The sequence below is a fragment of the Sphingobacterium sp. N143 genome (assembly GCF_030325625.1).
Lineage (GTDB): Bacteria > Bacteroidota > Bacteroidia > Sphingobacteriales > Sphingobacteriaceae > Sphingobacterium.
The window spans coordinates 544,553-562,369 of record NZ_JACAIS010000001.1 but is presented as its reverse complement, the minus strand read 5'-3'; the positions used below and the strand labels follow the sequence as shown (position 1 = coordinate 562,369).

Below are 17,817 nucleotides of genomic sequence, written 5' to 3'. Positions count from 1 at the left end.
GCCTTCAAAAATACCTACATAAAGATGATGCAGCTCCGCAATCAATGATTAAAACCGGCTACTGCTTAGTCATTTTTTTGTCATTTCATTGTATTTTATCAACTGCATTTGTGTACATTTATAGTGACATCCGCTAGTGTTAAATAAATAGGTAAATCCCAATAGGGTTCATGATTCAACTCAACAACATATCCAAATCATTCAAGGTCAAATCCCATCGGATTGAAGCCTTAAAAAATCTCTCATTGGCTATTGCCAAAGGAGAGATTTTTGGTGTCATTGGGGCTTCTGGTGCCGGAAAAAGTACATTGATCCGCTGTGTCAATTTACTGGAAAGGCCAGATACAGGTCAAGTGATCATTGAAAATGACGACTTGATGTCCATGTCATCAAAGGACTTAATGCTGAAACGGAGAAAAATTGGAATGATATTTCAGCACTTCAATCTATTGTCCTCCCGAACAGTCTCCGAGAACATTTCTTTTCCCTTGGAACTGGAAGGAAAATCAAAAGAATTTATCCAGCAAAAAGTTACCGAGCTCTTAAATCTGGTTGGGCTGGCAGATAAAGCCAAAAGTTATCCCGCCAATTTATCTGGTGGTCAAAAACAACGGGTAGCCATCGCACGTGCTTTGGCAAATGATCCTGCGATTTTGCTGTGTGATGAAGCCACCAGTGCATTAGATCCCGCCACAACAAAGTCTATCCTTAAGCTGCTGAAAAAAATTAATAAGCATCTTGATCTAACCATTTTACTGATCACACATGAAATGGATGTCATCAAAAGTATCTGTGATCAAGTCGCCGTATTGGATCAGGGCAAACTTATTGAAACAGGTCCTGTGGAAACCATCTTTGCCAACCCACGGGAAACAACCACTCAACATTTTATCCAGTCATCTTTGCAGGTTGATATCCCGTTAAATTTTCAGGAACGCCTAAAGGAAAGTGGAAATCCACTGGTAGAGATCTTTCTGACTTCAAACGAAGAATCAATCCCCTTTATCCAGCAACTGGAACATCAGTATCAAGTTAAAACGAATATCATAAGTGCCCAGATCGATTATGTGGGTGAAATGAAATTTGGTGTTATACTCGCCGAATTATCTGGTGAAAAAGAAAATATCAACAGTAGCCTCTCCTATCTCAGGGAAAAGCATGCTCAAACTAAAATATTAGGTTATGTCTGATCAGGTATTTAATTTGCTTCTTTCAGGAACGCTTGAAACGTTAATGATGACTTTTCTATCTGGTTTCTTTGGTTTTCTCATCGGACTTCCTCTTGGCATTTACTTATTCCTGACCAGAAAACACCAGCTGCTGGAAAACAAAAGCATGCATCAGATTGTTTCGCTCATAGTGAATGTGTTCAGGTCTATTCCATTCATTATTCTTATTGTATGGATGATTCCATTCACACGTAACATTGTTGGCACATCCATAGGTATGTCTGCCGCCATGGTGCCCTTGAGCATTGGTGCAGCCCCTTTTATCGCACGGTTGGTAGAAAATAGTTTATTGGAAATTCCTAATGGTTTGATTGAAGCCGCAAGGGCAATGGGCGCATCTACCCAGCAGGTTATTTTTAAAGTATTGCTCCCAGAGGCATTACCTTCTCTGGTCAACAATGCGACAATAACCTTGATTACACTCGTGGGTTATTCCGCTATGGGAGGAGCTGTAGGTGCTGGCGGACTGGGACAGATTGGTTATCAATATGGTTATGTGGGTTATGATACCTTTATCATGAATTCTGTGCTAATTTTATTAATTTTAATCGTATTCTTATTACAATATACAGGAGATTACATATCAAAAAAAGTAAACCATCGTTAACATTAATTGTATCATATGAAAAAATTGAACGCTGCATTTGCAATCTTAGCCTTGAGTCTGATGACTGTTGTTTCTTGCAATAACAAGGCAAAAAAAGAAAGTGTCCTCAAAGTCGGTGTTGTAACTGGTCCTGAAAAGGAGCTGGCAGAAACAGCTAAGAAAGTCGCAAAAGAAAAGTTCAATCTGGATGTAGAGCTTGTCTCGTTCAATGATTACGTTGTCCCCAATGAAGCCCTAAACCAGGGCGATATTGATATTAATGTATTTCAACATCAGCCCTATTTACAAGAACAATCAAAACAACGTGGTTTCACCAAATTGACCATCGTTGGAAATACATTCGTATTTCCGATCGTCGCCTATTCAAAAAAAATCAAAACGATTACTGAATTACAGCCCGGTGCCAGTATTGCGATTCCAAACGACCCTACCAATGGTGGCCGTGCTTTATTACTGCTCCAACGAGAAGGAATTATTGGCTTAAAAGAAAATGTAGGCATACAGCCTAAAGTGACTGATATCGTCAGCAACCCCAAACAAATAAAAATCATTGAAATGGAAGCTCCACAGCTACCACGTGTCCTTGACGACCCGCAGGTTGCTATTGCAATCATCAATAACAGCTTTGCTTCTCAGGCTGGCTTAGACCCCGAAAAACAAGGCTTATTTACCGAAGATAAAGAATCACCCTATGTCAACCTTATCGTGGCTCGTTCGGACAATAAAAATGATGAAAAGGTCCTACAATTTATTCAAGCATATCAATCACCGGAAGTAGAAGCAACTGCTAAAAAGGTATTTAAGAACGGGGCCATCAAAGGCTGGTAATTGATCAATTCATATGATAAATACAGCTAGTCATTGTCCCTGTGGATCGGGAAATTCTTTCGGAGCATGCTGCAAAGCAATCCATATTTCCCATGCTGCTGCAGCTGGTGCCGAACAACTTATGCGTGCTCGCTATAGTGCCTTTGTTGTTCGTAATATTGATTTTTTATACAATACATTCCATCCATCCACAAGACGATTTCAAGACAAAAATGCCATCAGAAAATGGTCAGTGGAGAATAAATGGATGCAGCTCCACATCTTAAAAACAACCTTTCAGACCGTGGAGTTCGAGGCACATTATCTGAATACAGAGATGGAAGTTCAGATCCACCATGAAAAATCTACCTTTAAAAAACTGGGAAACCTTTGGTATTATGTAGATGGCAAATGAACAATACTCAGCAGTTCTCTACCCTATACAATAAATGCTGTTTCAATTTGATTTGAAACAGCATTTATTTTTACAGGTACAGTTGGTATATACACAACTGATTATTTGAGTTTTAAGCCAGCTCTTCTGTATCTTCGCGGTAAGGTGCTTCTTCATCAAATTCACCTTCCCATTTCGCTACCACCACAGTTGCCAAACAATTTCCTACAACATTAACAGAAGTGCGGGCCATATCCATCAGCTCATCTATTCCCAGAATTGCTGCGACAACAAAAGTAGGCAGGCCGAATTGATCTGCGGTCGCAATCAGGATAATTAAAGAGGCACGCGGAACAGCAGCAACACCTTTGGATGTGATCATCAATGTAAAGGCTATCATGAGCTGTTCTCCAAATGACAGATGAATTCCTGCTGCTTGGGCAACAAAAATGGCGGCCAAGGATAGGTAAAGAGACGTGCCATCCAAATTGAAGCTGTATCCTGTAGGGATGACAAATGAAACGATTTTACGCGGGACGCCAAATTTCTCCATGGCACTCATCGCTTTAGGGAGTGCAGCATCAGAGCTTGTCGTCGCAAAGGCTATAGACACTGGTTCTTTGATCGCATTGATAAAACGTCTTACAGGAATTTTTAGATAGAGTGCAACCGGCAGCAATACCAAAGTTAAAAAGCATAACAGGGCAAAATATAAGGTTGCTAACAGCATAAATAAGTTTTTCAAGATATCAACACCTAGATGGCCTACGGTATAGGCCATCGCTGCACCAACGCCGACTGGGGCAAAGTACATGATGATATTGGTAAACTTAAACATCGTTTCGGACATGCTTTCCGTAAAGTCAACCAAAGGTTTACGCTTCTTCTCATCCACCATTGCCAGTCCTATTCCGAATAAAACCGAAAATACGACAATTTGAAGCACCTGATTATCCGCAACCGACTTTACGACATTTTCAGGAAAAAGATCACGGATAAATGAGGTAAACTTATAAACGGGGTGAACATTATCCGGCAGCGTTTTTAGGATATGCTCATCCATACTTTCTTTCGGTGCTGGTAGTTCTTCATGCGGCATATGGGCAACATCAACGCCCACACCTGCACGTGTCAAATTGATAGCACCCAAACCTATAAAAATTGCGCAGGTCGTCGCACAGAAAAAATACAGCATGGATTTCCATGCCATTCGGCCCACCTGTTTTAAATCAGAGTGGCCAGCAATGCCATAGACAAGAGTTGCAAAAAGGATAGGTCCAACAATCGTTTTCACTAATTTAATAAAGCCTTTACTTAGCGGTTGTAACGATATCGCCAAGTTAGGAAAATCCAATCCCACAAATATCCCCATCATCATAGCCGTTAGGATCCAAGTAGTCAAATTTTTCTTAAATAGCGCATTTACAACCAAAACAGCAGCAACTATCCATCGGACAGCCATTAGAAATTCATGCGAAAAGCCTACAACTTCAAATTCGTATAATACAGCAATGATACAAGCTAATGTAACTGTGATCAGGGTTATCAACCCTATTTTGGTTTTTAACATTTAAAAGATTTTAATGGTCAAAAGAACAAAAATAAAAAAATACTATGCTTTTGCAAATATTATTATTTCAAAAGCCCCACTTTCGCAACAAAATATCGGTTTAAAAAAAACTCAAGAAAAAAAAGGCAGGAAAATTGCTTATCCTGCCTTATATTTCTAAAAAGGAATAATAACCTTATTCCGCGTGTAACCAAGCTTTTTTCGCTAACAGCTCATCGTTAGACTCACGTACATCTTCATCATCCACGCAGCAATCTACAGGGCAAACAGCTGCACACTGCGGTTCATCGTGAAATCCAACACATTCGGTACATTTATCTGAAACAATATAATAGACTTCATTAGAGATAGCCTCTTGTGATTCATTTGCATCTAAGGTAACACCATCACCAAAATCAATGACACCATCAAGAGCTGTCCCATCTGAAAATTTCCAAGTTACACCAGCATCGTATATTGCATTATTTGGGCATTCCGGTTCGCAAGCACCACAGTTAATGCATTCGTCTGTAATTTTAATCGCCATTTATAACCTCACAATTATGATAAATAAACTATTTTTGCATTATCAATATGAAAAACAACGTCTGATTTGAACAATAAGGCTAGTTGATTCACGTTGATTAATGTTAACAGCACAAATATAATACAAATTTGTGTATTCATCTTTTAAAAATTTAATATTTTGACAAAGCAACAACGAATAAATGCGTTTGTAAAACTAGGTGAACAGTTGCAGAACCAGCCTGGGGATCTAATACAAATCATGCAGGTGGCGCAACATAAAAATCCATGGTACACGATCAACAACGTCGAAAGCGCCCTTCAGGCAATTATCTCCAATTTAACCTTCGACAAACTCAATCAATGGCTGCTCCCCTATCCGGATGTCAATTCAGCTAAATACGTAGGATTGATTCTGGCTGGAAATATTCCATTAGTAGGTTTCCATGACATTCTTTGTGTGCTTGTCAGCGGCTTCAAGGCAAAAATTAAAGTATCCTCTGATGATGCGGGCTTAACACACTACATACTCAATAAATTACAACAGATTGAACCCGAATTCAGTCAGGCTGTTGAAATAGTTGATAAACTGAAAGATTTTGATTTGGTTATCGCTACAGGTTCAAACAATACTTCCCGTTATTTTGATTATTATTTCGGTACCAAGCCACACATTATTCGACGTAATCGAAATAGTATAGCCGTCATCAGCGGCCAAGAGACTTCGGCGCAATTGCGGGCTTTAGGTCATGATATATTCGATTACTTTGGCCTAGGCTGCCGTTCGGTATCGAAACTCCTCATCCCAAAAGACTATTCAATAGCACAGTTCTTTGAAGGGATCGCCGATTTCAAAACAATCACAGAACATTTCAAATACAACAACAATTACGATTACAACAAGTCCATTTATCTTATTAATGGTGACAAACATTTTGACAATGGGTTCCTCTTGCTTAAACAAGATCCACGCACAGCCTCACCATTAGCCGTCGTATATTATGAAGAATATGAAAATATATCGGCTGTGGAAAACACGCTCCAGGCACAGCATGAAAATATCCAATGCATTGTATCCGAAATTCCATTAAATGTTCAATCGCCGGTCTTTCATTTTGGTGAAAGCCAATGCCCTGCATTGGATGACTACGCCGACGGTGTGAATACCCTGGACTTTTTATTTGCAAACCAATAAGTGGTCTGTTAAATTCATAGTAAAGAAATTGCATTAAAAATACTAACTTTGAAATCATGTATATCATTAAAGTAAAAGGTGTCGCCAAAATTCCTGATTACGTACAGTTAAGGGATGATGCCTTCACCTTGTTGGCATATTTTAGAGTCGACCGGCCGGATAAATCGCTTGATAAGATCGGATTAGGAGAAAAAGCGGAATATATCATGCAATTGGTTAGAGAAATGCCTTTTGGGCAAATTAAGAAATTAGAATTTTAGCTCCCATGATTGAAAATAAAGTAATAACATTAAAAAACGTTGACATCTTCCAGCAGAAACATCTGGTCCTATCCAATGTTAACCTTAGCATTGGTAAAGGTGAATTCATTTATCTTATAGGACAGTCCGGTAGTGGAAAAAGTAGTTTATTAAAAATTATTTACGGGGATTTATATATTGGCAATGGAGAGGGAATGATCGCCGGCTTTGACCTCAAAAAGCTTCATGAGAACGACGTACCTTATTTGCGTAGAAAACTAGGTATTGTCTTTCAGGATTTCCATTTGCTTTCTGACAGAACTATCGAGAAAAATCTGGAGTTTGCATTAAAGGCTACGGGTTGGAAAGACAAGAAAATGATTGATGCACGTATCCTAGACGTTTTAGAAAAAGTTGGTTTACGTTCCAAATTAAAGAAAATGCCACACGAACTCTCTGGGGGTGAGCAGCAGCGGATTGTGATAGCCCGGGCATTATTGAACAATCCTGAAATTATTTTGGCAGATGAGCCTACCGGTAATTTAGATCCCGCAACTTCAGAAGAGATTGTTTTATTATTACGTGATATTGCTAATTCCGGAACAGCCATTTTAATGGCCACACATGATTACACCATCATCCGAAGCATGCCTTCCCGGATTATCAAAACTGGTGATGGCATTTTACAGGATGATGTCAGCATCTAAACAAAAAACTGACAGGTAAAAAGATATTTTTGCAAATTCCGACAAATTGTTAGGCTTTTTTAATAAAATCTGACAAGCTGTCGGAATTTTATTGTTTGGCAAAAACTTTGACAAGAGAAGCATATAGTAAATTTTTGAATCTATTTTAGCATTGAAGATATGAATGAGCAAGATAATTATAATGATGAGAGTCAAGATCAGGTAGAAACCAATTCTTCTGATCAACAGGAGCAGTCTTCCGAGAACCAAGTAGAATTGTCTATTGAAGAAAAATTAGCTACTGAATTGGCAGAGGCAAAGGATAAATACATTCGTCTTTCTGCTGAATTTGACAATTATAGAAAACGTACAAGCAAAGAACGTGTTGAATTGATTCAATCGGCAGGAAAAGATGTAATTGGTAAATTATTACCCACATTGGATGATTTTGACAGGGCCTTGAATGCCATGGAAACAGCTGTAGATGTTGAATCGGTGAAAACAGGGATGGAAATTGTAAACAATAAATTGAGACAGACGTTGTCACAATTGGGTTTAAAAGAGATGGAAGCTATTGGTCAAGCTTTTGACCCTGAATTACAGGAGGCTATCACGACCATTCCAGCACCTACGGCAGATTTAAAGAGTAAAGTAGTAGACGTTATCGAAAAAGGATACTATTTGGGTGACAAAGTTATCCGTCACGCTAAAGTAGTTATAGGTCAATAATATTAAGACAATGTCAAAAAGAGATTATTACGATATACTTGGTGTCGCACGATCAGCGGACGAGAAGGAAATTAAATCAGCATATCGCAAGCTGGCGATCAAATATCACCCGGATAAAAACCCTGGTGATCATGAGGCTGAAGAGAAGTTTAAGGAAGCTGCTGAGGCATACGACATCCTAAGCAATCCTCAAAAGCGTCAACGTTATGATCAATTTGGCCATGCAGGAAACTCTGCCAGTGGAGGCTTTGGTGGTGGCGGTGGTATGAATATGGAAGACATATTCAGCCAATTTGGTGACATTTTTGGTGGTGGACACCCATTCGAAAGCTTTTTTGGCGGTGGTGGCGGTCAGCGCGGAGGTCGTAGAGTCGCTCGTGGCAGCAACTTGCGCATCAAAGTCAAATTGACACTGGAAGAAATCGCCAAAGGTGTAGAGAAAAAAGTGAAGGTCAACAAGCAAGTAGTCTGTCGCAGCTGTGATGGATCTGGTGCCAAAGACAAATCGTCATTCCACACCTGTAAAACATGTGGTGGATCAGGGTCTGTCAGACGGGTAACCAATACCATTCTAGGACAAATGCAAACCACCAGCACCTGCCCTACCTGTAACGGTGAAGGTGTAGAAATTACCGCAAAATGTACGACCTGTAGAGGCGAAGGTCTGGAACGTGGAGAAGAGACAATCTCAATCAACATTCCCGCAGGTGTCAGTGAAGGCATGCAACTTTCTATGAGTGGCAAAGGAAATGCTGCTCCCCGGGGTGGTGTTCCTGGAGATCTCATCATCCTCATCGAAGAAGTACCGCATGAAAGTTTAAAACGTGATGGCCTAAATGTTATTTACGATTTATACATTAATTTTGTTGATGCAGCCTTAGGTACAAGTGTTGAAGTTCCAACCATTGACGGAAAAGCTAAAATTAAAATTGAACCCGGTACACAAGGTGGAAAAATATTACGTTTGAAAGGAAAAGGTATTCCTGAGGTCAACTCTTATCACAAAGGAGATGAACTTGTCTATGTAAATATCTGGACACCGAAAGCAGTATCTTCCGAAGAAAAAGAGTTACTGAATAAACTCAAAGAATCACCAAATTTCAAACCTCAACCAGGTAAGAGTGAAAAGTCTTTCTTTGAGCGGATAAAAGAATATTTCGAGTAAAATCAATTGATCCAACTTGATAAAAGAACCATCTGTGCAGATTGACAGATGGTTCTTTTTTTGCTTTCTTACTTAAAATTGACAAATAATAACAAAAAGTCAGCTCACAAAACTCTTTTTCAAAATAAAGCATTCAAATCAGTTAAAATGGCAATTTTAACCAGCTGATCTACTATATTTTAAGATTTAGGTAAAACATCTAGACAATCCAGTGACAATGAAATCAACTATTATTCCGATATTTGACTAACAAATTAAAAAAGTCAGAAAGTAATTTCTGACATAGTAAACAAACTATTTTAAATAAAAAGACATGAAAAAAGTTTTACTTACATTAACTGCCATCGCAGGTTTAACAGTAGCAGCCAATGCGCAAACTGAAAAAGGAAAAATTATGGTAGGTGGTCAAATTGGTTTTGAAACTTCAAAAGTCAAAGACACAGATATCAAAGCAAATTCATTCTCGATCAACCCTACAGTGGGTTACTTTGTAAGTGACAATTGGGCTGTTGGTACAGGTATTGGTTATAATTGGAACAAAACTGAATCTGATAAAGATAATAGCATTAAAGTTGATGCCTTCCAGGTTTCACCATTTGTTAGAAAATATACTGCAAATGGACCAGTCAGGTTCTTTGCTCAGTTATCCGTACCAATGGCATGGGGAACAGAAACATCTACAACAAATAATGTGGAGGCAAAAGAAAAATTTGAACGATATGGTGTTGAATTGGCTCCAGGTCTTGCCTACTTCCCTACAAGCAAAATAGGTATTGAACTGAAAGTAAGAGGCTTATATTACAACTATAACAAAAACAAAACTGCAGATGTATCAACAAATACATTTGGTTTAGATGCAAATTCATTGGCGCCAACTTTAGGTGTTCAATTCCACTTCTAAAATTGACGAAGTTAACCATAAAAAAGGCTATAATTAATTATAGCCTTTTTTATGGTCCCGTTTCGTGATAGCGTTTTATAATGCGTAGTTTATGGGAATATCTATTCAGTTCGCCATTAAAGATACCCTCACTATCCATTCTGTCGACACGAACCTTAGCAGAAGCATGAATAATGGTATCGCTATCCAGCATAATACCTACGTGTGTGATCCGTCCATCCGCATTATCAAAAAAGGCCAAGTCGCCGGCCTTTATTTCTGAAATAAAATCAACAGTCATACCTATTTCTGCCTGCTGATAGGCATCTCTTGGCAAAGAGATATCGAAACAACCATAAATCAGCTGTGAAAAACCCGAACAGTCAATTCCCCACTGAGAGCGTCCGCCCCATAAATATGGAGCATCTTGATAACTCCGTGCCAGATTGACCACTTCAGACTGAAACATCCCTCTTGAAAATGGGTTAACACTACCCTGATAGTCCAACTCCATTCCTGCAACACTACATTTATCTCGTTTTGTCAAATACAGTTTTGTTCCATGACAGAGAGAGAACTGCTTTGACGCATTATAGAGCAGCCCCCCTTCACGTCCCACCAGATGAGGTTTGCCCTTCAGATAGCCATCCATTGTTTCTTGATGAAGCTGTGTAAACTGTCCATTCTGGATCCAGCCCATATAACTCGTGTCCAACATCCGAATGTAGGTCCATTCAGGTTGTTCATTCAGAATCTCAAATAACTCTCCGAATAACACCTGCGAAACCATCTCACTGCGGTGTGCCTGCTCCAGTCGCAAGGGAACAAGTGCCAGTGTACAAATACCATATTTCATTCGCTAAACAAAACAAAATTGTTAAAACCGTGATTATACATTATATAAACGAAGATAAATTAAATCTAGTAGATATGGAGAATACAAATTTAAAATTCAAAAGAATACTCGTCGCGGTCGATGATGCTCCTTGTTCAGAAAAAGCGATCCAGTACGCCAGAGAAATGGCTCAACTATTTGAAGCCTCCATAGCCCTCGTTACTGTGATACCACCAACCTCGCCTACAAATTTTGGGGCCGACCCTCTATTGGGGCAACAACCTATCATCGTACCGGAAGTTTCGGAAATGGAACAGGAAAATGCGCAGAAATACTTGGAAAAAATAAGCCGAGAATTTACCAACTCCGGAGAAGTGTATCTTTTTAATCGGATAGGATCTATCAAAGAAGAGATCTTGGCTGCTTCTCATGAATGGTCGGCAGACCTGATCATTATGGGATCAAATGGCCGCACAGGATTCGACCATTTCATATCAGGATCAGTTTCCGAATCAGTCATTCGCAAGGCCACCTGCCCAGTGTTGGTCATTCCAAGCAAATGTGACCATAATTAATCCGTTTTTTATCCATGCTCTATACTGCAGCATCAATAGAAAATAAAATCGCCCATTCTTATGCACTAAAAATGGGCGATTTGATGATATAAATTAAAGCCTATTGTTTGATCAAACGAGCGACAAACATACTGTCGGCCTGTACTTCATAACCTTTCAGGGTCTGCATGCTTTCTATCTCAAAACCGAAATTATCCACGATATATTGGACCACGTCTTCATTTTCTGCTTTAAACACAGAACAAGTTATATAAACCAGCGGTTTACCTACCTTCACATGTCCTGCAACATGACTTGCTATTGATTTTTGTAGACTGCTAAATTCGGTAATCTTCGAGGTCTTGAACTGTCTTATCATTTCAGGCGTGCGTCCCCAAGTACCTGACCCTGAACAGGGAGCATCTAATATTATTCCATCAAATTGCTCTTTCCCCAATATTGGTGATGGATCTTTGGTCAAGTCCAATATCTTTTTGCGGTAATGCTTAATGCCTGCACGTTCAAATCGTTCATCCAGATTTCTGAGTATACTCATACGGAGGTCAGATACAAACAAATTAACAGTAGGACAGGCATCCATCAACAATAAGGATTTGCCACCTGATGCAGCGCAGCAATCCCACCAAAATTCCTTTTGCTTAGGTTGCATAAAATCCAGTGTGCGCTGTGAAGATAAATCCTGAACCTCAATTAAACCTTCCAATGCAGAAAAACGCTGTAACGAAGTCCCATTAGCCAGACTGATCGTCTGTTCTCCTATAATGCTATAGGGGATCTGGTTTTCTTCCAGCAGTGCGCGCACAACATTATTTTTTCCCTGTTTTACCCGTATATATAAGTTGGGTTGAACAAGCTGGCTTTTCAAAAAGAGTTTGGCGTCAATTTCCGTAGAAAGATGTTCGTGGAAAGGGAACAGGTCATTGAGTGTCAACATTCCCTCGTCTTCCAGAAATGCGAGCTTCTCAGCCAGGGGAAGACCAATTTTGTCCATATAGGCAGGCTCTAGAAGCGCTACCAAGGTACTATCCTTCTCGCACAGAAATTCGGCGAGCACCAATCGTCGCTGCTGTGACAATAAGGGAGCCGCCATTCCCAAACGAAAGTAATTATAACAGAGCCGGGATATGGATTTTCGATCCGAAGATCCCATCTGCTTATTTTGTTTAAAAAAAGCTGTCAAGTAGCGTGAAAATGGTTGGTCAGCTTCGAATCCATCCATTGCACGTTCAAAATTTCGTATCTGTTGATACACACGCTTTTCATTGAATTCAGCCATTCACCGATTATTTTCTTTCAAATCTCTTGTTGTGGTATACCATAATTCCCAGTGCCCTATTGGCATAGCCCCATTTTGGATAAAATTCAAATTGATAATCACTATTCAATCCCGAAAACTTATCCTTGGTCATACGGCTGACATAATCAACTCCATATTTATGAATCAAACGACCAAAATAAATGGCCGCATCATACCCTTTATAGGAAAACTCTGATGGATCGACCTGATACTGCGTTTTATATTGTGTAATAAACTTTTTGGTATCACCATCAGATTCGTTGACCAGGTTCGAAGATGTAATGGTCAGCCCATAGAAATCCATGTTTTGGAAATTTTCAAAAGAAAGTTTGGAAAAGTTAGGATGTCCATACAATTTGAATTGATGGCTCCCACTCAAAAACCGCTCATCCATATCATCCAGCAATTCCTTGACCAGATTTTTATTTGCTGTACCGCAAACGATATGATTTGATCCAGTCTGCACAAGGCTATTATTTAGTTCAATCAGACTGAAGACAGTTTTGACTTTTGCTTCCGGATTTGCTTTGGTAATTCCGTTGGTCAGATTTGACAAGAATTGTTTGCTCTCATCATCCCCTGCATTATATATCAAAATCTGATCGCCGGTATAAAATTGGTCAGCAATATATTTTGCCATGATTTCTGCATGGGTCCGAATGGATGGAGTCATGGAGACCAAATTTGGCACACTAAACTCTGAAGCCATTGTTGCTGCCAATGGGGAGACCTGAAGAACATTTTTATTACTAAAGGTCTGCGCAAAACTTTTAATCTCTCGTGGGTATACTGGCCCCACGACAATGACGGCGTCTTTCACACTCGCAGCTGTTCCCAGGCTGGCATTATATGCCACATTATCCCTTGTATCGATCACTTGCAAATCAAAGGAACCGCCCTCTTTCGCTACTTTATCTAAGCCTATCTGAAAACCTTGATAAAAGTCTAAAGCCAGTGCAGAACGCTCTACATCTTCAGGAGTCACCGTTTTAGCAATGCTATTTAATTCAAACGGCAATAGAAGAGCAATCTTATTGTTCTTGACCATATGGCCATTGACATTTTGCACATCACCTACTTTTACTGTAGTTTTCTCTTTCTTAGTTTCACTGGGTTTTGTGACTACAGTACCTTGTTCACCCTCCTGATAAGAAGGTGAACGTAATACTGTACTTTTTTTGGTCGTGCAACTCGCCAGGCATAAGGCCACGAGTCCTGCTACCCATATTTTATTCCCACTCAATCGTAGCGGGTGGTTTTGAACTGATATCATATACAACTCTGTTTATTCCTTTCACATGGTTGATAATTTCATTTGAAATTTTAGCCAACAGGTCATATGGTAAATGTATCCAATCTGCTGTCATTCCGTCAAGAGATCCTACTGCTCTTAAGCTCACAACATGTTCGTAAGTACGCTCATCGCCCATAACACCTACAGAACGAACTGGTAAGAAAATCGTACCAGCCTGCCATACTTTATCGTACCAGCCAGCTTCTTTCAGATTATTGATAAAGATCGCATCTGCCTCCTGCACAATCCGTACTCTTTCGGCCGTAATATCACCTAAGATACGAATAGCTAAACCTGGTCCTGGGAATGGATGTCTACCCAATATTGCCTGATCTACTTCCAAAGCTTTCCCCACTCTTCTCACTTCATCTTTAAATAAAGTTTTAAGTGGTTCTACAACTTTCAGTTTCATAAAATCAGGAAGACCACCTACATTATGGTGCGACTTTATTGTTGCTGAAGGTCCCTTCACAGAAACAGATTCGATGATGTCAGGATAAATCGTTCCCTGTCCCAACCACTTCGCTTCTACTCCGTCAGGTAATTCCTTCTGAATCTCTTTGGCAGCTTCATCAAAAACATCGATAAAAGAGTTGCCGATGATTTTACGTTTCTCTTCAGGTTCCGAGACACCAGCCAGTCGACCATAAAAAAGTTCCTTGGCATTAATTCCTTTTATATTGAGTCCCATATTCTTGTAAGAATCAAGCACCTGCTCGTATTCATCTTTACGAAGCAAACCATGATCCACAAAAATACAATGTAAATTTTGTCCAATTGCATGATGTAACAACACTGCCGCCACAGTAGAGTCTACCCCTCCGGATAACGCCATGATCACGTGATCAGTGCCCAATTGTTCTTTCAAGGAGGCTACTGTAGTTTCTACAAATGCGTCCGGAGTCCAGTCTTGAGAACAACCGCAGATATCAACAACAAAATTTTTCAACAAGATTGCACCGTCAGTACTGTGAGTTACCTCAGGGTGAAATTGAATACCATAGGTACGTGTTCCTCTAACCTGATATGCTGCCACGCGAACTTTATCGGTACTTGCAATGATATCAAAATGAGCTGGTACCTCTTTGATTGTATCTCCATGGGACATCCATACTTGTGATTGCATCGGGATGCCTGCCAATAATTCATTTTCATGATTAACAAACTGCAGATTTGCACGACCATATTCACGGATTTCAGATGGCAATACCTCGCCCCCTGATTTTTGGGCAATGTACTGCGCTCCATAGCAAACTCCCAACAGTGGAAACCGCTCCTGAATAGCGCTAAAATCAATTTGAGGAGCATCCTCTTGTCGCACCGAATAGGGACTTCCTGAGAATATAACACCTTTCACAGATTCATCAAAATCTGGCAATTTATTAAACGGGTGTATCTCACAATACACATTTAGTTCTCTGACACGTCTTGCTATTAATTGCGTATACTGAGACCCGAAGTCTAGAATGATAATTTTTTCTGGCATGCAGCAAAGGTAAGTATTACGAATGAATTATTAAATGTCAAATCAGGAAATAATACCTGCTTTTAGCAGCTCTATTTCCATCTCTTTTTGCAGTATTAAAGCTTCTTCACGTGCTCTATCAGCAAAATCACGTCCTTTCGAAGCATATATAATACCTCTGGTGCTATTTACAAGCAAACCACAGTCTTTATTCATTCCATATTTGCAGACATCTTCAAGTGATCCGCCTTGAGCACCAACACCGGGCACCAATAAGAAATGATCCGGGGCATGTGCCCTGATTTTAATGAACCCCTCACCTCTCGTAGCACCAACCACATACATCAGATTATCGATGGTACTCCAAGTGTTCACTTTATCAATGACCTGTTCAAATAACTGAAGACCAGCACGGTTCTCGAAATTTTGAAAATCCAAGCTTCCCTCATTGGATGTTAAGGCCAGCACGATCGCCCATTTGTCCTTAAATTCCAAAAAAGGTGTCACCGAATCTTTTCCCATATACGGTGCAATAGTGATACTGTCAAAACCAAGGCCAGAGGTTGCCTCATCAAAAAATGCCATGGCATAGCGTCCTGAAGTATTACCGATATCTCCTCTTTTGGCATCCGCAATACTGAAACAATCCTTTGGCAAAGCTGCCCATGTTTTCTGTAGCGATTTCCACCCCTTAATACCATAGCATTCATAAAAAGCAATGTTCGGCTTGTAGGCAACACATAAATCAGCTGTCGCCTCAATAATGGCCTTATTAAAACTATAAATAGGATCCTCATCATCCAAAAGATGCTCCGGAATCTTGGTCAGGTCGGTGTCCAATCCGACACATAAAAATGAGCGCTTCGCTTTGATTTGATGGATAAGTTCTGCTCTAGTCATGCTGCTATAATAGATCGTAAGAATTATTTATTGATTAAGCTCTGAATAAATGTTGACACCTCTGTTGTGGCATAGTCTGCCATTCCCTCGTGTCTGGTGGCCAGATTTCCTTCCTTATCCAATATCACTGTCGTAGGAATAGATCCTGAAAGCCATTCTTTGGGAATATCACTGTTCGGAAAGCTGATTGGCAGAGTCAGTTTCTCCCCTTTGACAAAGGCTGCTGCCTTCTCCTTCTCTCCTTCAATTTCCACAATCAGGAAAACAATATTGGCATTGTCCTTAAATTTATCGTAAAGGACATTGATGGAAGGCATCTCTGCTCTACAGGGTGGACACCAGGTGGCCCAAAAATTGACAAATACGACTTTACCTTTCAAATCAGATACGTTGATTGTCTCGCCGAGATGATTCACAAATGAAACAGCTGCAGATTGTGCTGCAGGCACAGCGCCTTGATCAGGCACAGGCTGTGGAGTTTCCAGTTTTGGCTTGAACAATCCAACTTTCATGAGCATCTGCTGAAAATAAGTTCTACTTGTAGGCCATAATAATAAGGCTATGACGACAACAAATACAATATTTCCTATTCCTTTTTTTACCTTGGGATTCATATATGAAAAATCAATGGATTAAGAATCGAATTTATCCAACAGTTTCAACAAAGTAGCAAAATCTTTGGGGTATGGTGCATCAAACACCATACGTTCGCCGTTCAACTCAAATTCTACATGTTTTGCATGTAAAGCAAAGCGTTTCATGATGGGTTGTTCTTCCTCATCCTTTGACAATGTATAGCCCCTTTTCTTTATTTGCGATAGGTACACGGGCTTACCACGATACATACTATCCCCAACAATTGCAGCATGCTGTGTGGCCAGATGGATGCGGATCTGATGCATACGCCCAGTAATTGGTTTACATTCAACCAAGGTGTAATTTTTATAATATTTCAGCGAGTTGAATATGGTTTCGGCAGGTTTACCATTCGCCCGGTCAATAGAAACATTTTTATTCCCTTGATTCAAGATGGGCAGATCAACTACAAGATCTTGAAAAGTATGTGTCCCACCAATAATTGCATGATAGATTTTATTGACTTTTCTTTTCTCAAAAGCAATGGAAATCGAACGATAAGTTTCTGGATTTTTTGCGATCAGCAAAATACCGGAAGTCTCTTTGTCCAGGCGGTGACAGACCTGTGCATCTGCATGGTATTTCTTTGCCAGACGAAGAATATTGATCTCTCCCCCCTCTCTTTCATCCAAAGAAGCAACAAAAGGCGGCTTATTTATAACAATCAAATTTTCATCCTCATGGATTATTAATGCTGAAAATTTGGGAAATTTAAATAGACGGGTTTCGTTTTGTATCATTTTACAAAAATACAAAACACAAGCCATAATATTGGCCAATGTATGATAAAAAGCTTACTTTTGAACACAC

At 39.8% G+C, this 17,817-nt stretch carries 21 protein-coding genes; 12 read left to right on the top strand and 9 right to left on the bottom strand.

Translation table 11 applies throughout. The features are described 5' to 3' along the window. Positions 1-170 precede the first annotated feature (170 nt). Genes HX021_RS02430 through HX021_RS02415 form a run of 4 tightly spaced genes read left to right on the top strand, consistent with a single transcriptional unit; the run spans position 171 to position 3,058 of the window. On the top strand, positions 171-1,190 hold the full coding sequence (locus HX021_RS02430) for a methionine ABC transporter ATP-binding protein (RefSeq protein WP_286588086.1): 1,020 nt from the start codon (positions 171-173) through the stop codon (positions 1,188-1,190). After that, complete coding sequence (gene metI, locus HX021_RS02425; protein ID WP_286588084.1) at positions 1,183-1,836, top strand: methionine ABC transporter permease MetI; 654 nt, start codon at positions 1,183-1,185, stop codon at positions 1,834-1,836. Before HX021_RS02430 ends, metI begins: the two co-directional genes overlap by 8 nt. A gap of 15 nt (positions 1,837-1,851) precedes the next feature. Further along, positions 1,852-2,664, top strand: a complete 813-nt coding sequence (metQ, locus tag HX021_RS02420) for a methionine ABC transporter substrate-binding lipoprotein MetQ (RefSeq protein ID WP_286588082.1) — start codon at positions 1,852-1,854, stop codon at positions 2,662-2,664. A 13-nt stretch (positions 2,665-2,677) separates the two neighbouring features. Continuing rightward, entirely contained in the window at positions 2,678-3,058 is a 381-nt protein-coding gene (locus HX021_RS02415) for a YchJ family protein (protein ID WP_286588081.1), read from the top strand. Between the two features lie 112 nt (positions 3,059-3,170). Here the strand turns inward: HX021_RS02415 and HX021_RS02410 are convergent, their stop codons facing one another. Next, positions 3,171-4,607 carry a dicarboxylate/amino acid:cation symporter gene (locus HX021_RS02410; RefSeq protein WP_286588079.1) on the bottom strand — a complete coding sequence of 479 codons (1,437 nt, stop codon included), beginning with the start codon at positions 4,605-4,607 and terminating at the stop codon, positions 3,171-3,173. Positions 4,608-4,620: 13 nt separating this feature from the next. On the opposite strand from HX021_RS02410, the gene HX021_RS02405 reads away from it, so the two are divergent. Beyond that, on the top strand, positions 4,621-4,767 hold the full coding sequence (locus HX021_RS02405; protein ID WP_286588077.1) for a hypothetical protein: 147 nt from the start codon (positions 4,621-4,623) through the stop codon (positions 4,765-4,767). Between the two features lie 15 nt (positions 4,768-4,782). Here the strand turns inward: HX021_RS02405 and HX021_RS02400 are convergent, their stop codons facing one another. After that, the gene (locus HX021_RS02400; RefSeq protein ID WP_046672889.1) at positions 4,783-5,133 is read right to left on the bottom strand and encodes a 4Fe-4S dicluster domain-containing protein; all 351 of its coding nucleotides are present in this window, start codon (positions 5,131-5,133) and stop codon (positions 4,783-4,785) included. 159 nt (positions 5,134-5,292) lie between these two features. Between HX021_RS02400 and HX021_RS02395 the strand changes: the two genes are divergently transcribed. The 6 genes from HX021_RS02395 to HX021_RS02370 all read left to right on the top strand — a co-directional run bounded on the left by HX021_RS02395 (position 5,293) and on the right by HX021_RS02370 (position 10,026). Beyond that, positions 5,293-6,306: an acyl-CoA reductase gene (locus HX021_RS02395; RefSeq protein ID WP_286588074.1), complete on the top strand. Its 1,014-nt coding sequence runs from the start codon at positions 5,293-5,295 to the stop codon at positions 6,304-6,306. A 56-nt stretch (positions 6,307-6,362) separates the two neighbouring features. Further along, positions 6,363-6,566 carry a hypothetical protein gene (locus HX021_RS02390; protein WP_046672891.1) on the top strand — a complete coding sequence of 68 codons (204 nt, stop codon included), beginning with the start codon at positions 6,363-6,365 and terminating at the stop codon, positions 6,564-6,566. A 5-nt stretch (positions 6,567-6,571) separates the two neighbouring features. After that, complete coding sequence (locus tag HX021_RS02385) at positions 6,572-7,252, top strand: cell division ATP-binding protein FtsE (RefSeq protein ID WP_286588073.1); 681 nt, start codon at positions 6,572-6,574, stop codon at positions 7,250-7,252. Between the two features lie 159 nt (positions 7,253-7,411). Next, positions 7,412-7,960, top strand: a complete 549-nt coding sequence (locus HX021_RS02380; protein ID WP_286588071.1) for a nucleotide exchange factor GrpE — start codon at positions 7,412-7,414, stop codon at positions 7,958-7,960. A 10-nt stretch (positions 7,961-7,970) separates the two neighbouring features. Beyond that, on the top strand, positions 7,971-9,125 hold the full coding sequence (dnaJ, locus tag HX021_RS02375) for a molecular chaperone DnaJ (protein WP_286588070.1): 1,155 nt from the start codon (positions 7,971-7,973) through the stop codon (positions 9,123-9,125). 313 nt (positions 9,126-9,438) lie between these two features. Then, the gene (locus HX021_RS02370) at positions 9,439-10,026 is read left to right on the top strand and encodes an outer membrane beta-barrel protein (RefSeq protein WP_286588068.1); all 588 of its coding nucleotides are present in this window, start codon (positions 9,439-9,441) and stop codon (positions 10,024-10,026) included. Positions 10,027-10,075: 49 nt separating this feature from the next. Here the strand turns inward: HX021_RS02370 and HX021_RS02365 are convergent, their stop codons facing one another. Beyond that, positions 10,076-10,861 (bottom strand): C40 family peptidase, encoded by a 786-nt coding sequence (locus HX021_RS02365; protein ID WP_286588066.1) that lies wholly within the window; start codon positions 10,859-10,861, stop codon positions 10,076-10,078. A gap of 74 nt (positions 10,862-10,935) precedes the next feature. Here HX021_RS02365 and HX021_RS02360 point away from each other — a divergent pair, with 74 nt between their 5' ends. Then, a complete protein-coding gene (locus HX021_RS02360) occupies positions 10,936-11,415 on the top strand; it encodes a universal stress protein (protein WP_286588064.1) in 480 nt (159 codons plus the stop codon). 100 nt (positions 11,416-11,515) lie between these two features. Here HX021_RS02360 and HX021_RS02355 read toward each other — a convergent pair whose 3' ends face one another. Genes HX021_RS02355 through HX021_RS02330 form a run of 6 tightly spaced genes read right to left on the bottom strand, consistent with a single transcriptional unit; the run spans position 11,516 to position 17,747 of the window. Next, positions 11,516-12,691 (bottom strand): RsmB/NOP family class I SAM-dependent RNA methyltransferase, encoded by a 1,176-nt coding sequence (locus tag HX021_RS02355; protein ID WP_286588062.1) that lies wholly within the window; start codon positions 12,689-12,691, stop codon positions 11,516-11,518. Positions 12,692-12,698: 7 nt separating this feature from the next. After that, a complete protein-coding gene (locus HX021_RS02350) occupies positions 12,699-13,985 on the bottom strand; it encodes an ABC transporter substrate-binding protein (RefSeq protein WP_286588060.1) in 1,287 nt (428 codons plus the stop codon). Next, positions 13,942-15,492, bottom strand: a complete 1,551-nt coding sequence (gene guaA, locus HX021_RS02345) for a glutamine-hydrolyzing GMP synthase (RefSeq protein ID WP_286588059.1) — start codon at positions 15,490-15,492, stop codon at positions 13,942-13,944. Before guaA ends, HX021_RS02350 begins: the two co-directional genes overlap by 44 nt. A 42-nt stretch (positions 15,493-15,534) precedes the next feature. Continuing rightward, the gene (gene pyrF, locus HX021_RS02340) at positions 15,535-16,371 is read right to left on the bottom strand and encodes an orotidine-5'-phosphate decarboxylase (protein ID WP_286588057.1); all 837 of its coding nucleotides are present in this window, start codon (positions 16,369-16,371) and stop codon (positions 15,535-15,537) included. Positions 16,372-16,394: 23 nt separating this feature from the next. Continuing rightward, positions 16,395-16,985 (bottom strand): TlpA family protein disulfide reductase, encoded by a 591-nt coding sequence (locus HX021_RS02335; RefSeq protein ID WP_286588055.1) that lies wholly within the window; start codon positions 16,983-16,985, stop codon positions 16,395-16,397. 18 nt (positions 16,986-17,003) lie between these two features. Next, positions 17,004-17,747 carry an RluA family pseudouridine synthase gene (locus tag HX021_RS02330; RefSeq protein WP_286588054.1) on the bottom strand — a complete coding sequence of 248 codons (744 nt, stop codon included), beginning with the start codon at positions 17,745-17,747 and terminating at the stop codon, positions 17,004-17,006. Positions 17,748-17,817: the final 70 nt, after the last annotated feature.

Coding starts and splice junctions, on each gene's coding strand:
- HX021_RS02405 (WP_286588077.1), top strand. CDS start 4,621: ATGGTCAAAAGAACAAAAATAAAAAAATACTATGCTTTTGCAAATATT.
- HX021_RS02350 (WP_286588060.1), bottom strand. CDS start 13,985: ATGATATCAGTTCAAAACCACCCGCTACGATTGAGTGGGAATAAAATA.
- guaA (WP_286588059.1), bottom strand. CDS start 15,492: ATGCCAGAAAAAATTATCATTCTAGACTTCGGGTCTCAGTATACGCAA.
- metQ (WP_286588082.1), top strand. CDS start 1,852: ATGAAAAAATTGAACGCTGCATTTGCAATCTTAGCCTTGAGTCTGATG.
- HX021_RS02385 (WP_286588073.1), top strand. CDS start 6,572: ATGATTGAAAATAAAGTAATAACATTAAAAAACGTTGACATCTTCCAG.
- HX021_RS02415 (WP_286588081.1), top strand. CDS start 2,678: ATGATAAATACAGCTAGTCATTGTCCCTGTGGATCGGGAAATTCTTTC.
- HX021_RS02400 (WP_046672889.1), bottom strand. CDS start 5,133: ATGGCGATTAAAATTACAGACGAATGCATTAACTGTGGTGCTTGCGAA.
- metI (WP_286588084.1), top strand. CDS start 1,183: ATGTCTGATCAGGTATTTAATTTGCTTCTTTCAGGAACGCTTGAAACG.
- dnaJ (WP_286588070.1), top strand. CDS start 7,971: ATGTCAAAAAGAGATTATTACGATATACTTGGTGTCGCACGATCAGCG.
- HX021_RS02330 (WP_286588054.1), bottom strand. CDS start 17,747: ATGATACAAAACGAAACCCGTCTATTTAAATTTCCCAAATTTTCAGCA.
- pyrF (WP_286588057.1), bottom strand. CDS start 16,371: ATGACTAGAGCAGAACTTATCCATCAAATCAAAGCGAAGCGCTCATTT.
- HX021_RS02370 (WP_286588068.1), top strand. CDS start 9,439: ATGAAAAAAGTTTTACTTACATTAACTGCCATCGCAGGTTTAACAGTA.
- HX021_RS02430 (WP_286588086.1), top strand. CDS start 171: ATGATTCAACTCAACAACATATCCAAATCATTCAAGGTCAAATCCCAT.
- HX021_RS02335 (WP_286588055.1), bottom strand. CDS start 16,985: ATGAATCCCAAGGTAAAAAAAGGAATAGGAAATATTGTATTTGTTGTC.
- HX021_RS02410 (WP_286588079.1), bottom strand. CDS start 4,607: ATGTTAAAAACCAAAATAGGGTTGATAACCCTGATCACAGTTACATTA.
- HX021_RS02365 (WP_286588066.1), bottom strand. CDS start 10,861: ATGAAATATGGTATTTGTACACTGGCACTTGTTCCCTTGCGACTGGAG.
- HX021_RS02360 (WP_286588064.1), top strand. CDS start 10,936: ATGGAGAATACAAATTTAAAATTCAAAAGAATACTCGTCGCGGTCGAT.
- HX021_RS02355 (WP_286588062.1), bottom strand. CDS start 12,691: ATGGCTGAATTCAATGAAAAGCGTGTGTATCAACAGATACGAAATTTT.
- HX021_RS02380 (WP_286588071.1), top strand. CDS start 7,412: ATGAATGAGCAAGATAATTATAATGATGAGAGTCAAGATCAGGTAGAA.
- HX021_RS02390 (WP_046672891.1), top strand. CDS start 6,363: ATGTATATCATTAAAGTAAAAGGTGTCGCCAAAATTCCTGATTACGTA.